The sequence below is a fragment of the Williamsia sp. 1138 genome (genome assembly GCF_002095435.2).
GTDB lineage: Bacteria > Actinomycetota > Actinomycetes > Mycobacteriales > Mycobacteriaceae > Williamsia.
Genome location: NZ_MJEJ02000032.1, coordinates 60,355 through 73,620 on the forward strand (window position 1 = coordinate 60,355; position 13,266 = coordinate 73,620).

The 13,266-nt window shown below is 64.1% G+C and carries 15 protein-coding genes and 1 pseudogene; 11 read left to right on the forward strand and 5 right to left on the reverse strand.

Features of this window, described 5'->3' with window-relative positions:
* Nucleotides 1-24 precede the first annotated feature (24 nt).
* Nucleotides 25-918, forward strand: a complete 894-nt coding sequence (locus tag BH683_RS06295; protein WP_348639215.1) for a hypothetical protein — start codon at nucleotides 25-27, stop codon at nucleotides 916-918.
* Between the two features lie 2 nt (nucleotides 919-920).
* Here BH683_RS06295 and BH683_RS06300 read toward each other — a convergent pair whose 3' ends face one another.
* Nucleotides 921-2,321, reverse strand: a complete 1,401-nt coding sequence (locus BH683_RS06300; protein ID WP_210405169.1) for an AIM24 family protein — start codon at nucleotides 2,319-2,321, stop codon at nucleotides 921-923.
* 380 nt (nucleotides 2,322-2,701) lie between these two features.
* Between BH683_RS06300 and rpsH the strand changes: the two genes are divergently transcribed.
* The 9 genes from rpsH (at nucleotide 2,702) to map (ending at nucleotide 8,281) form a co-directional block, all read left to right on the forward strand.
* Nucleotides 2,702-3,100: a 30S ribosomal protein S8 gene (gene rpsH, locus BH683_RS06305; RefSeq protein WP_084835419.1), complete on the forward strand. Its 399-nt coding sequence runs from the start codon at nucleotides 2,702-2,704 to the stop codon at nucleotides 3,098-3,100.
* A gap of 12 nt (nucleotides 3,101-3,112) precedes the next feature.
* Entirely contained in the window at nucleotides 3,113-3,649 is a 537-nt protein-coding gene (rplF, locus tag BH683_RS06310) for a 50S ribosomal protein L6 (RefSeq protein ID WP_084835420.1), read from the forward strand.
* Nucleotide 3,650: 1 nt separating this feature from the next.
* The gene (gene rplR, locus BH683_RS06315; protein WP_084835421.1) at nucleotides 3,651-4,055 is read left to right on the forward strand and encodes a 50S ribosomal protein L18; all 405 of its coding nucleotides are present in this window, start codon (nucleotides 3,651-3,653) and stop codon (nucleotides 4,053-4,055) included.
* A gap of 37 nt (nucleotides 4,056-4,092) precedes the next feature.
* Complete coding sequence (rpsE, locus tag BH683_RS06320) at nucleotides 4,093-4,761, forward strand: 30S ribosomal protein S5 (protein ID WP_084835422.1); 669 nt, start codon at nucleotides 4,093-4,095, stop codon at nucleotides 4,759-4,761.
* A 4-nt stretch (nucleotides 4,762-4,765) separates the two neighbouring features.
* Complete coding sequence (gene rpmD / locus BH683_RS06325) at nucleotides 4,766-4,945, forward strand: 50S ribosomal protein L30 (protein WP_084835423.1); 180 nt, start codon at nucleotides 4,766-4,768, stop codon at nucleotides 4,943-4,945.
* 5 nt (nucleotides 4,946-4,950) lie between these two features.
* Nucleotides 4,951-5,391 (forward strand): 50S ribosomal protein L15, encoded by a 441-nt coding sequence (gene rplO / locus BH683_RS06330; RefSeq protein WP_084835424.1) that lies wholly within the window; start codon nucleotides 4,951-4,953, stop codon nucleotides 5,389-5,391.
* A 185-nt stretch (nucleotides 5,392-5,576) separates the two neighbouring features.
* Nucleotides 5,577-6,902 carry a preprotein translocase subunit SecY gene (secY, locus tag BH683_RS06335; protein ID WP_084835425.1) on the forward strand — a complete coding sequence of 442 codons (1,326 nt, stop codon included), beginning with the start codon at nucleotides 5,577-5,579 and terminating at the stop codon, nucleotides 6,900-6,902.
* Nucleotides 6,899-7,444, forward strand: coding sequence for an adenylate kinase (locus BH683_RS06340; protein ID WP_084835426.1), 546 nt, complete (start codon nucleotides 6,899-6,901; stop codon nucleotides 7,442-7,444). Before secY ends, BH683_RS06340 begins: the two co-directional genes overlap by 4 nt.
* A gap of 45 nt (nucleotides 7,445-7,489) precedes the next feature.
* Nucleotides 7,490-8,281 (forward strand): type I methionyl aminopeptidase, encoded by a 792-nt coding sequence (gene map, locus BH683_RS06345; RefSeq protein ID WP_084835427.1) that lies wholly within the window; start codon nucleotides 7,490-7,492, stop codon nucleotides 8,279-8,281.
* Between the two features lie 11 nt (nucleotides 8,282-8,292).
* On the opposite strand, the gene BH683_RS06350 is transcribed toward map, so the two are convergent.
* The 3 genes and pseudogenes from BH683_RS06350 to BH683_RS06360 form a co-directional block, all read right to left on the reverse strand.
* Nucleotides 8,293-8,739, reverse strand: coding sequence for a TA system VapC family ribonuclease toxin (locus BH683_RS06350; RefSeq protein ID WP_084835428.1), 447 nt, complete (start codon nucleotides 8,737-8,739; stop codon nucleotides 8,293-8,295).
* A 115-nt stretch (nucleotides 8,740-8,854) separates the two neighbouring features.
* Nucleotides 8,855-9,289, reverse strand: a pseudogene (gene dtd / locus BH683_RS06355) (D-aminoacyl-tRNA deacylase); the annotation flags it as partial.
* A 9-nt stretch (nucleotides 9,290-9,298) separates the two neighbouring features.
* Nucleotides 9,299-9,934: a hypothetical protein gene (locus BH683_RS06360; protein WP_084835430.1), complete on the reverse strand. Its 636-nt coding sequence runs from the start codon at nucleotides 9,932-9,934 to the stop codon at nucleotides 9,299-9,301.
* 113 nt (nucleotides 9,935-10,047) lie between these two features.
* Here BH683_RS06360 and BH683_RS06365 point away from each other — a divergent pair, with 113 nt between their 5' ends.
* Nucleotides 10,048-10,857 (forward strand): LLM class F420-dependent oxidoreductase, encoded by an 810-nt coding sequence (locus tag BH683_RS06365; protein WP_094647296.1) that lies wholly within the window; start codon nucleotides 10,048-10,050, stop codon nucleotides 10,855-10,857.
* Between the two features lie 42 nt (nucleotides 10,858-10,899).
* On the opposite strand, the gene BH683_RS06370 is transcribed toward BH683_RS06365, so the two are convergent.
* Complete coding sequence (locus BH683_RS06370; protein WP_084835478.1) at nucleotides 10,900-13,152, reverse strand: molybdopterin-dependent oxidoreductase; 2,253 nt, start codon at nucleotides 13,150-13,152, stop codon at nucleotides 10,900-10,902.
* Nucleotides 13,153-13,266 lie beyond the last annotated feature (114 nt).

Consider the following 13,266-nt stretch of genomic DNA (forward strand, 5'->3'; position numbering starts at 1 on the left):
CGAGTGAACCGGTACCCATCTGCCATGCGTCGGATGGTCATGGATGTTGGTGTCTACAGCCGAAACGAGCTGCGCCGACTCGGGGTCGACGAACCCCACCTGCGCAGGTGCGTGCGGGACGGCTCATTGACCAGGCTGCGCTCTGGCTGGTATGCGACTGCCACGCCGGATCCCGATGTGGCGGAAGCGGTTCGGCGCGGGGGCGTTCTCGGGTGTGTCTCGGCCTTGCGCAAGCACGGGCTGTGGGTCCCGCCCGGCTACGAGCGCCTGCACGTCCGCGCGAGCAAGCACGGCAAGCAGCTACGGGCCGGATCCTGCCAAGGTCCCGGTCGACCGAGGCCGGCGGACGCGGCCCTCGATTCCGTTCCGGTTGCGCTGGGTTGCGCGTCCCGGTGCATGTCAGCCGAGGATTGGGTCGCCGTCTGCGATTCGGTCCTGAACACCCTCGGACTGACCGTGTCGAAGTTGCAGCTGGAGATGGGGACCATCTCAGGGCGAATTGGGAACCTGATGGACAAGTGTGACCCGCGCTCTCAGTCAGGTACGGAGTCGCTGGCCCGTCTCAGGTTGCGCGCCGCGGGGTTCACCGTGCATGTCCAGCCGTCGATACCAGAGGTCGGATGGGTCGATCTGCGCGTGGGACGACTCCTCATCGAATGCGATAGCAAAGAACATCACACCGGTTTCGACAACTACCAGAATGACCGACGCCGCGACCGAAATGCGTTGGTCGGCAAGTGGTTGACCATGCGGATCACGTATGACGACGTGCTGTACGGCTGGAACGAAGTCATGGCTGATGTCCGGGCGATCACCCAGACCGATCGTCACCGGATGCGACAGCGAAATTCGGCCCGGTCAGCACCGGCCGAGGGGAATGTTCCCTCCGCCCCACCTGAGGGGGACAAAATCGCCTGAACCTACCGCCCGAGTAGACCGCCGAGGCCGCCCTGCACGCCGGATTGGCTGCCTCCGCCGGTGCCGCCGATGAGTCCACCTGGCGGGAGTTCGGATGGCTGGACGACGACGAAACCCTGGCCGCTGAACGCAAGGGTGAAACGCTCGCCGGTGCTGCGCCCCATGAGCGTCCCGAGATTGAAGGAGTCGTTGCGTTTGACGCTGGTCTGCAGGCTCGACGACCAGGCGACCGCGGCGTTGGGGTCGGCGAAGGTCTGCTGATCGACGGTGAGAACGACCGGGTTGCCGTCGGTGGTGATCGCGATCCGGCCGCGACCGGTGAAGACGCAGTTGAACAACCCTGCGTTGCCCTGTGCGCCGGCACCCTGGACGCGTTTGACGTCGTAGGTCAGCGTGGAGTCGAACGCGAGGACGTTGGCCCCGTTGATGGTCAGACCGTCGGAACCGTCCAGGTCGATGAGGTGGACATCGCTCGCCGCATCGGCGAGGAAGAGATCACCCTGACCGGTCACCTTCATCAACGGAACACCTTCGCCGGTCAGGGTGTTCCGGATGGCACGGCCGATCCCGCCCGAGCCGAGCGCCTCGAAGTTGAGGTTGCCCTGGTAGGCCACCATCGAGCCGGACCTGGCCATCACCTCGCCGTTCATCCCGACGCGGCACATCTTGCTTCCCTGTTTCTGGATACCGCTGCCAGACACCTCGGCATGGGCGGGATTGAAGAGGTCACTGTTCATGGCGGGGGCTCCCTGTTGCTGGGGCGAAGGTGTGGGCGGTGGCGTCTGTGGGTAGTTCGGGTGCGGCGGCGGTGAGTTCGGTGTGGCCGGGGGTGCACCCTGGCCTGCAGGTGGCCACGGCATCGGATCGGGAGTTTGCGCGGGCGGCGGGGGATCGTCGTCGACCTGGATCCCGAAGGCCCGGGCCAGACCTGCGAGTCCGTCGTCGTATCCCTGGCCGACCGCGCGGACCTTCCACGTATCGCCGCGTCGGTAGATCTCCATACACACGACGCCGGCCTCAGAGGTCAGTTGCCCCGGGGTGAACGACACCGTGGGAGCACCGGAACCGTCGCGGAGCTCGGCCCGCAGCGTGCCCGCCGTCGCGAAGGTGGTGGGTCCGGTGCCGTCGAGGCTGGCCGTGACCGCGACCGTCTCGATGTCGCGCGGGAGCCGGGTGGTGTCGATGGTGATGACGTCTGTGCGGCCGGCACTGCTGTAACTGACACCAGGACCGGAGGCCTGGTTGTAGAAGATCAGGTCGTCATCAGACCTGACCCGACCCGACTGGTTCAGCAAGACGGCCGAGGTGTTGACGGGGGACGCGCAGGTCACCGATACGCTGACCTGCGGCGATGGCAGGGGACTGTTCTCTCCCGGGGCAAGTTCTCTCATGACTTGCTCCATTGTTCCAGTTTCGTCCGGGGCGACGGGCGAACTCACCCATCCGGTGGTCGGCGGGAGTTGCCCAGTAATTTGGCCTGAGCAGCACAGTTCCCTACACTAGAACGGTTGCCCAGGGTGGGATGTGTTCGCGCACGTCCAAAACGCCCCTGGTGACCACCATTTTTCTTGGCCATCGAGCTTTGAAAACTCTCGAGTGCATCCGTGCATTCGAGGGAGCAAAACCCCTGACCGGCAACGGTCGGTCAGGACGCAAAACTCACTTCGTAGTAGGCCCACGATGTGACGTGCAAGGCCCGCAGTCGTTCGGCGAGAGTCGAGGACGGGGAACCGGTGCGCACATGCTGCATGGGAACCGCCGCGAGAAAGGTTGACGGTCTGTTATGACCATGACTGATCCGATCGCAGACTTCTTGACTCGTCTGCGCAACGCCAACTCGGCGTACCACGATGAGGTGACCCTGCCTGCATCGAAGATCAAGGCCAACATCGCCGAGATCCTCAAGCGCGAGGGCTACATCACCGACTACCGCACAGAAGATGCAGAAGTCGGCAAGAGCCTCGTCGTCTCGCTGAAGTACGGCCCCACCCGCGAACGGAGCATCGCCGGCCTGCGCCGCGTCTCCAAGCCGGGCCTGCGGGTCTACGCAAAGTCCACCAATCTGCCCAAGGTGCTCGGCGGCCTGGGCGTGGCGATCATCTCCACGTCCTCGGGTCTGTTGACCGATCGCCAAGCCGCCAGCGCGGGCGTGGGCGGCGAAGTCCTCGCGTACGTCTGGTAAGGGGCAAAACTAATGTCGCGTATTGGAAAGAACCCGGTCGCCATCCCGGCCGGAGTAGACGTGAAGATCGACGGCCAGACCGTCAACGTCAAGGGCCCCAAGGGGACTCTGTCCGTTGACATCTCGGAACCGATCAATGTCGCCGTTGAGGACAACACCATCGTGGTGACCCGTCCCAACGACGAGCGCAAGAACCGCGCCCTGCACGGTTTGAGCCGCACCCTGGTGGCGAACCTGGTCACCGGCGTCACCGAGGGATATGTCCGCAAGCTGGAGATCTTCGGTGTCGGTTACCGTGTCGCGCTCAAGGGCAGCGACCTCGAGTTCGCACTCGGGTACAGCCACCCGGTGCCGATCAAGGCGCCTGCGGGCATCACCTTCGCGGTGGAATCGCCCACCAAATTCTCGGTCTCGGGAATCGACAAGCAACAAGTCGGACAGATCTCGGCGAACATCCGCCGCCTGCGCCGTCCGGACCCGTACAAGGGCAAGGGCGTTCGCTTCGAGGGTGAGCAGATCCGTCGCAAGGTCGGAAAGACGGGTAAGTGACATGAGTGAAGCAACAGTAAAGCCAAAGCGTCTGCCCCTGGGCAAGGACGTCTCCACCCGTCGCCGGGTCTCCAACAGCCGCCGCCACTTCCGGCTGCGCAAGAAGGTCAGCGGCACTCCTGAGCGTCCCCGTCTGGCGATCAAGCGGTCGTCGCGGCACATCCACGTGCAGCTGATCGACGACCTCGCAGGCAACACCCTCGCCGCCGCCTCGACCATCGAGGCAGACGTGCGCAGTGCCGGCGGTGACAAGTCGGCACAGAGCAAGAAGGTCGGCGAACTGATCGCCGCCCGCGCCAAGGCTGCCGGCGTGCAGACCGTGGTGTTCGACCACGGTGGCCACGGCTACCACGGTCGTATCGCCGCTCTGGCGGACGCCGCCCGTGAGGGAGGGCTCGAGTTCTGATGATTGATACGAATACTTGCAACGGAAGGACCATCTGATGCCGGGACGTCAGCGGCGTGACGGCGGTACCGGAAGCGGACCCGCCGGAAGCAACAGCAATGACCCCAACGCCAACAACGCAGGCGGCGACCGTCGCGGTGGCGGCGGCAACCGCGATCGGCGCGACAACCAGCGCGGCGGCGGCAGGGAAGACAAGAACCAGCTCGAGCGCGTGGTTGCCATCAACCGCGTCTCGAAGGTGGTCAAGGGTGGACGTCGGTTCTCCTTCACCGCCCTCGTCGTCGTCGGTGACGGCAACGGACTGGTCGGCGTCGGCTACGGCAAGGCCAAAGAGGTCCCTGCCGCGATCCAGAAGGGTGTCGAGGAGGCTCGCAAGAGCTTCTTCCGCGTCCCGATGATCGGTGCGACCATCACGCACCCCGTGCAGGGCGAAGCCGCTGCCGGTGTCGTGATGCTGCGTCCGGCCAGCCCCGGTACCGGTGTGATCGCCGGCGGCGCGGTGCGTGCCGTGCTCGAGTGCGCGGGTGTCCACGACATCCTCGGCAAGAGCCTCGGCAGCGACAATTCGATCAACGTCGTGCACGCGACCGTGGCTGCGCTCAAGCTGCTGCAGCGTCCCGAAGAGGTGGCCGCACGTCGCGGACTGCCGATCGAAGACGTCGCTCCGGCCGGTATGTTGCGTGCCCGTGCAGGACAGGGAGCATAACGACATGGCAGAGCTGAAGATCACCCAGGTGAAGAGCACCATCGGGCAGAAGAGCAATCAGCGTGACAGCCTGCGGACCCTCGGTCTCCGAAAGATCCGCCAGACCGTCACCCGCGAGGACAACGCGCAGAACCGTGGATTGATCAAAGCGGTTCGGCACCTCGTGACAGTCGAAGAGGTTTAACCGCAATGACAATCAAATTGCATCACCTTCGCCCCGCTCCGGGGTCGAAGACGGACAAGACCCGTGTGGGTCGCGGTGAGGGATCCAAGGGTAAGACCGCGGGTCGCGGCACCAAGGGCACCAAGGCGCGCAAGAACGTGCCTGCTCGTTTCGAGGGTGGGCAGATGCCCATCCACATGCGGCTGCCGAAGCTCAAGGGCTTCACCAACCGCAACCGGATCGAGTACCAGGTCGTGAACCTGGCCGACATTAACCGGCTGTTCCCCGAAGGGGGCACCATCGGTGTCGAGGAGCTCATTGCCAAGGGCGCGGTTCGTAAGAACGAACTGGTCAAGGTGCTCGGCGACGGAGAGCTGACGGTGGCCGTGCAGGTCACCGCCAACAAGTTCTCCGCTTCTGCCACCGAGAAGATCGCCGCCGCGGGCGGATCCACGACCGTCCTGTAGGCGGTCGTAGTCCATCGATCACCCCGGACTCGCTACAGTGGCGGACGGCGCGGCATCATCGCTCCGTCGTCCGTCACTCCGGCGGTCACCCAACGTGGTTCCAACAAGGTGACTGTTAGAGTTCAAGAGTTGTTTGTAGCCCGGTGCAACGCTGCTGCCGGAGCGACATTGCCCAGGAGGAGTTAGTGCGTTCCGCCGTCATATCGGCCTTCAGGACACCCGACCTGAGGCGGAAGATTCTCTTCGTTCTGGGAATCATCATTCTTTATCGTCTCGGTGCGACCATTCCGTCGCCCGGTGTGGACTATCAACAGGTCCAACAATGTCTTGACGATGTCTCGCGTGGAGATTCCGCAGGCATCTACTCCCTGATCAACATGTTCTCCGGCGGAGCCCTGCTCCAGCTGTCGGTGTTCGCGATCGGCATCATGCCGTACATCACGGCCAGCATCATCGTCCAGCTCCTGACCGTGGTGATCCCGCGGTTCGAGCAGCTGCGTAAGGAAGGCCAGTCCGGCCAGGCCAAGATGACGCAGTACACGCGCTACCTCACGGTCGCGCTGGCGTTGCTGCAGTCGACCGGCATCGTCGCCCTCGCCGATCGCGGTGACCTGCTACGGGACTGCCAGAACGGCGATCAGATCCTGCGGGACCAGTCCATCTTCGGCCTCTTCATCATCGTCTTGGTGATGACCGCGGGCGCCTGTGTGGTCATGTGGTTCGGCGAGCTGATCACCGAGCGTGGCATCGGCAACGGTATGTCGCTGATGATCTTCGCCGGCATCGCCGCGCGTATCCCGTCCGAGGGCAAGACGATCCTCGACACCCGCGGTGGCCTCGTGTTCTTCCTGGTCATCCTGGCGGCGCTCGCGATTGTCGCCGGTGTGGTTTTCATCGAGCAGGGTCAGCGCAGGATCCCGGTGCAGTACGCCAAACGTATGGTCGGCCGCAAGATGTACGGCGGATCGTCGACGTACCTGCCGCTCAAGGTCAACCAGGCCGGCGTCATCCCGGTCATCTTCGCGTCGTCGCTGCTGTATCTACCCAACCTCATCCTGCAGCTGACGCAGAGTCAGACCGAAGAGCCATCGTGGTGGCAGCGCGCGATCCAGACCTACCTGGTGGATCCGAGCAACCCGGTGTACATCCTCATCTACTTCCTGATGATCATCTTCTTCACGTACTTCTATGTGGCGGTGACGTTCAACCCGCAGGAACGTGCTGACGAGATGAAGAAGTACGGCGGTTTCATCCCCGGTATCCGACCGGGTCAGCCGACCGCCGACTACCTCGGCTACGTGCTCAGCCGGATCACGCTGCCCGGCTCGATCTATCTCGGCACCATCGCGGTTCTGCCCAACCTTTTCTTGGAGATCGGCAATTCCGGCGGTGTGCAGAACATTCCGTTCGGCGGCACCGCGGTGCTGATCATGGTCGGTGTCGGTCTGGACACCGTCAAACAGGTCAATTCGCAGCTCATGCAGCGTAAATACGAAGGGTTCCTGAAGTGAGACTGGTTATTCTCGGCCCACCCGGAGCCGGTAAGGGTACGCAGGCAGAGCTGCTGTCCGAGAGCGCGGGTATCCCGCACATCTCGACCGGTGACCTGTTCCGCGCCAACATCTCGCAGGGCACCCCGATCGGTGTCGAGGCGAAGAAGTACCTGGATGCCGGAAACCTCGTGCCGTCCGAGATCACCGTCGACATGGTGCGTGCGCGCGTTGCCGAGCCCGATGCGGCAAAGGGATTCATTCTCGACGGTTTCCCGCGTTCCACCACCCAGGCGGATGCGCTCACCGAGATCCTGTCCGAGCTGGACACCAAGCTCGACGCAGTGCTGTCGTTCGGCGTCGATGAGGACGTCGTCGTCAAACGCATGCTGGCACGTGGTCGTGCGGACGACACCGAAGAGGTCATCCGCAACCGTATGCACGTCTACCTCAGCGAGACCGCTCCGCTGCTGGAGTACTACGCCGACACGGTCAAGACGATCGACGCGATGGGCGACGTCAACGAGGTCCATCAGCGCGTACTCCGCGCTCTGGGCGCCTGACGTTCCGTCCCTCGCGGCACGGTACGAGAATGCGCAGGTATGAGAATGGGTTTTCGTAAACCCAAGCCGGTGCCGTTTCGCAGCGCCGGCGAAATCGATGCCATGGCCGCTGCCGGTGCGATCGTCGGTAACGCCCTGGTGGCGGTGCGTGACGCTGCGCGACCCGGTGTGAGCACTCTGGAACTCGACCAGATCGCAGAATCGGTGATCCGCGACGCGGGCGCGGTGCCGTCGTTCCTCGGCTACCACGGCTTCACCGGTTCGATCTGCAGCTCGGTGAACGAGGTTGTGGTGCACGGTATCCCGTCGAAAGACGTGATCCTTGCCGAGCATGACCTGGTGTCCATCGACTGCGGTGCGATACTCGACGGCTGGCACGGCGATTCAGCCTGGACCTTCGGGGTCGGCGAGTTGTCGCAGGCCGATCAGGATCTGAACGCCGCCACCCAGCAGGCCCTCGACGCCGGCATCGCCGCGATGGTCGATGGCGGCAGGCTCACCGACATCTCGCATGCGATCGAAACGGCAACCCGCGCAGCGGAAAAGACCTTCGGCCGTTCTTTCGGGATCGTCGCCGGTTACGGCGGTCACGGTATCGGTAGACAGATGCACCTCGACCCGTTCCTGGCCAACGAGGGTAAACCGGGTCGCGGCCCGGTCCTGGTGATCGGTTCGACGCTGGCGATCGAGCCGATGCTCACCCTGGGTACCGTCGACACCACCGAACTCGACGACGGCTGGACCGTGATCACCGATGACGGGACCAGGGCGTCGCACTGGGAGCACACCGTGGTCGTCACCGGCGATGGTCCGCGGATTCTCACCACGCGTCCGTAGTCGAGGCCCGATCAGGCGATCACGTGTACGTAATGGCGGTCCGCCGGTGCGAGCGAGTTCTTCAGCCGACCATCGAACGTCGCCAAGATCACCCCGCTCGTCGCTGCGAGATTGACGAGATGGAAATCGGTGACCTGTTTGGTGCCGATGAGTGTGGTGACTTCGATGGCAGCGTCCGCCAAAGTGGTTCCGTCTGAGATGAACTGATGCCCGGGCAGCGCTCGGAGGCCTCGCAGTGTCGCCAGGATGTCGATGGTGCGGTATGTGGTCCCGGCCACCCTTGGGTTGAGCATCAGTCGCAGGTAGGACGACTCGGTGACGGCAGCGGTGGCCCATGACGCGATGTCGCTGAACCACTCGTGCGCGCGGTGATGGTGGACATGGTCGGCGCGGGTGAGGGCTACCAGGATGTTCACATCGAGCAGGTAACGGGCCGGAACAGCGTCACGCTTGGTCATCGCGGAATTCGTCGACGAGTTCGTCGGTGATCACATGACCGTCTACCGAGGGCAACATCGGGAAACCGGTGGGAAGTTCGCTGCGGCCACGCAGGCCCTGTAAGGCAATCTCAGACACCTCGAGCGAAATGGTCACCGGACCGTCGTTGACCAGTTCGACCTGCATGTTCGCGCCGAATCTGCCGGTCTCGACGTGGGCTCCTGATGCTCTCAGTGCCGCGACCACGGTGTCGACGAGTGGTTCGGCGACCGAACCCGGCGCCGCCGCATTCCACGACGGGCGACGTCCCTTGTCGGTGTTGGCGTAGAGGGTGAATTGACTGATGACGAGAACGGGTGCGTCCAGGTCTGCGGCGGACTTCTCGCCCTCCAGGATGCGCAGCCGCCAGATCTTGTCGGCGAGTTTGACAGCGGTGTCGGGAGTGTCGTCGTGCGTCACACCGATCAAGGCGACGAGTCCGTGGGAACCGGCAGGGATGGCCAATTCGCCGATCACCGCGCCGTCGACACTCACCGATGCGGACGTGACCCGCTGTAGTACAGCTCTCATCCAGCCAACCTAACGACTGAACAGTTCGTAAGCGACGGCGACCTCGACCGTTCGTGTCGGGCCGGTGTCGTCACCGCCCTGAACCGTCCACCGATCCGACGTGCGGTCGATGACGTTTCGCACCGGATTGCCGATCTCCGCGAGGGGTTCGACGTACACACCCTGGGTCGGGCCGTCCGTGCACCCGTAGACGTGGACGAATTGTGCGTCTCCGGTCGCCATCGCCATGGGGTTGCGGCTCAGGGTGCAGCGCGAGCCATCGGCCAGGTCGAGGCCGGCGGGAACGTAGGGGCTCACGTCGGTCATGAACGTGAGAGTTGCTGCCACAAGGCCGAACTCGGTATCTCGAGGATCGGCGAGACACGCCGCCGTGCTCTCGCCGGCCTCGACGCAGAAGCGAAGACCGCCCGGAGTGTCCGAGCAGCGGAGGCCGCCGGTGATATCGGTGAAGCAATCGAGCGGTGCGAGCGTCGGAATGTCCCGGGCGGTGTAACCGGGCAGCGGGACGCCGCCTGCGTCCACCGGCTCGATCGTCCGGATCACGGTCGCGGAGCCATGGGATGTCTCACTCCGTTCGGCGGAGCCATCGTCTCCGGTCGAGCAACCAACGAGAAGCACAGCAGCGAGTACGACGGTCATCCGCATGCGGCCGACGATATCGACATCTGTCCTGGTCTGGCCTGGTGGCGCGAAAGAATTGCTGCGTGCGAATGACGCCCGGTGGAATGGCCTCCGCCTCGGGGGAGTTGCACTGGAGTATGACTGGATTCGGAACTCATGGGGTGTGGGCCGGCTTTTCGGCGATATCCCCGCAACAGGCACACGAGATCGAAGAACTCGGCTACGGCACCATCTGGCTCGGTGGTTCGCCGCGATCGCTTTCACCGGCGCGCAAGATCCTCGAGGCGACGTCGTCGATCCGGGTGGCGACCGGTATCACGAGCATCTGGAACACCGAGGCCGCGGAGATCGCGCAGCAGTTCACTGAACTCGAGACAGATTTCCCGGGCCGCTTCCTGCTGGGAATCGGGGTCAGCCATCCGGAAGCCATCCAGGAGTACAAGAGTCCCTATGACTCGCTGGTGGCCTACCTCGACGTTCTCGATGAGACCGGGGTTCCCGCTGACCGTCGGGTGATCGCAGCCCTCGGCCCCCGCATGTTACGACTGGCGCGAGACCGCGCGCTCGGCTCGCACCCTTATCTCGTACCGGCAGCTCATACCGAGTACGCCCGCGAAATCCTCGGCCCGGACAAGTTCCTCGCACCCGAGCACAAAGTGGTGCTCACCGAAGACGCCGAACTCGCCAGGTCGGTCGGCCGGCCCTATGTGGACCAGCCGTACCTGCATCTGCAGAACTACACCAACAACCTGAAGCGCTTCGGCTATACCGACGCCGACATCGCCGACGGTGGTACCGACGCGTTGATCGATGCACTCGTCGCGCACGGCAGCGCGGAGGTGGTCCGCGAACAGCTCGATTCACACCTCGGCCAGGGTGCCGATCATGTCGCCATCCAGATCCTGGGTGACGTCGACATCGTCGAGGAGCTCGCGAAACTCATCTGACCCCCCGATCTTGGTGGGTTCTGGTGAGTTCGACCTGCGGTTTTACTCGCCAGAATCCACCAATTCCGGAGCTTGGGTGGCCAGCTGGGCGCGAATCGATTGCTCCAGCGGTGTCACCTCGATGGGAACGCCGGTCATGTTCGCCATGCCGGCGAGTCGTTCGAGATCCTCGGGATCGGACGAGATGAGCGCATTCACGTTCGCCCCTCCGCTGCCGAGGTCATTGGTCGCGGCGTCGTTCGCCTTCGTCCAGCCTCCGCTGCCGTTGTGTCCCCAGCCGTGAGGAATGGCAACGACGCCGGGTTTGATGTCGTCGGTGACGCTGATCGGAAGGGCGATCTGTCCGTGCCGGGACGTCACCGTCACCAGGTCGCCTTCGTCGAGTCCCCGAGCGCCGGCGTCCGTCGGGTGCATGCGGGCGCTGTGAGCGCGCCCGCCGCGCAGGAGCATCGGCGAATTGTGCTGCCAGCTGTTCTCCGACCGGATCTCCCGCATACCGATGAGCCGCAACGGGTACGACGGGTCGGCATCAGGATCGAGGCGGTCGATCTCGGCAAGCAGTTCGGGTGCGTCGAGGCGGATCTTGCGATGGCGGTGGGTGACGAACTTGCGCAGCTGGCCCGGTTCGAGATTGTCGGCGACGATCGTGCCGTGCGGGAACTTGTCCAGCAACGTGCTGAAAGTCAGTCCGCCGCGGCGTAACCCGAAGCGATTCCCACCCGCGCCCAGTCGGACCACCAGATCCGAGAGCCGCGTCGGTGTCCACGGTTTGCCGACCCGTGCGGCCAGCTTGTTGAACAGATGCAGCCCACGGAGCGCCGGTGCCTGGGGAGCGAGTGCGGCGACGAAATCGTTGACGATCTGCCACTCCTCGCGGGCTTCGCCCATGGGCGGGATGACCGCGGCGGTCGCCTGTTTGAACGGTGTGGTGAACAGGGGCTGAAAGGGGATCAGGAAGTCGGCCCGTTCGTACATGGTGGTCGTGGGCAAGATGTAGTCGGCGTGGGCGTTGGTCTCGTTCTGATAGAAGTCGAGCGACACCATCAGCTCGAGCCCACCGAGGGCCTTGACGAGTTCGTCGCCGTTCGGCACCGACAGCACCGGATTGCCCGCGCTCACGAACAGCGCCTTGAGCTGGCCCTTGCCCGGAGTCATCATCTCCTTGGCCATCAGCGACGCCGGAGCGGTGCCGAGAACCTGCGGCAGGCCGCCGATCCGACTGCGCCGGCCGTTCCACGCGAAGTTCGAAACATGCTGCATGGCGGTGACTCCAGCGCGCTGCCCGGGTATGCCGAGGTCGCCGAACATCGAGCCGCCCACGGTGTCGAGGTTGCCTGCGACGAGGTTGACGATGTCGAGCAGCGCAGTGGTCAGGGTGCCGGTCCGGCCGAGTGAGGTGCCCACCCGGCCGTAGAGCGCCGCGCGGTCGGTGAGCACCAACTTGCGGGCGAGGTCGCGCACGGTGTCGGCGTCGATGCCGGTGCTCTCCGAGGTCAGCTCCGGCGGGTACTTGGCCGTCAGCGACGTGATGGCCGCCACCCCGGTGGCCTGTTCCCGCAGTCGGTCGGCGTCGGCGAGCTTTTCGTCGAACATGACGTGTAGCAGCGACAGCAACAACAGGGCGTCGGTGTCGGGGACGATCGGCTGCCAGTCGAACTCGCGGGCCGTCTCGGTGCGACGGGGGTCGATGACGAGCACCTGACCACCGCGTTTGGTGATGGCGGTGAGCCCCTCGCGGATGCGCGGCGAACTCATCACACTGCCGTGCGAGACAACGGGATTGGCGCCGATGATGACGAGGAATTGCACTCGGTTGATGTCGGGTATGGGCGCGGCGACCGGTGTGCCGTAGAGGAAGTGGCTGGCCACGAAGCGGTTGTTCACGTCCTGAGAACCTGCGGAGTAGACGTGGGGTGTGCCCAGCAGCGTGGTGAAGTTGGCGACCCAGAGGGTGTGGCCCGTCGAGAAGGTCGCGGGATTACCGAAATACCATCCGATACCGGATGCCCCGTCCCGTTTGTGTATCGCAGCCAGCTTCTCGGTGATCTCGGTCATCGCCGTTGTCCACGAGACCTGTTCGAACTCTCCGAACTCGTTCTTGCGAAGTGGGTGCAGCACCCGATCGGGGTCGTTGACGATCTCGCTGAAGGCGATGCCCTTGGGGCAGGCGAATCCCTTCGAGAGAGGGTTCTCCTTGTCCGGCCGCAGGGACAGCAACTTACCGTCTTCGACGGTGGCGATCATCCCGCACAGCGGTTCGCAAATTCGGCAGAAGGTGGTTTTGTTCTCGGCCATGAGCAGCTCCCTGGTGATCCGTCTCACATCTGACAACGAGTGTTCCACAATGGTGGTCGGGAACACCAGAGATGGCGCTCGAAAGGCCTCGACGATCCCGGCCCGGTCACCAGG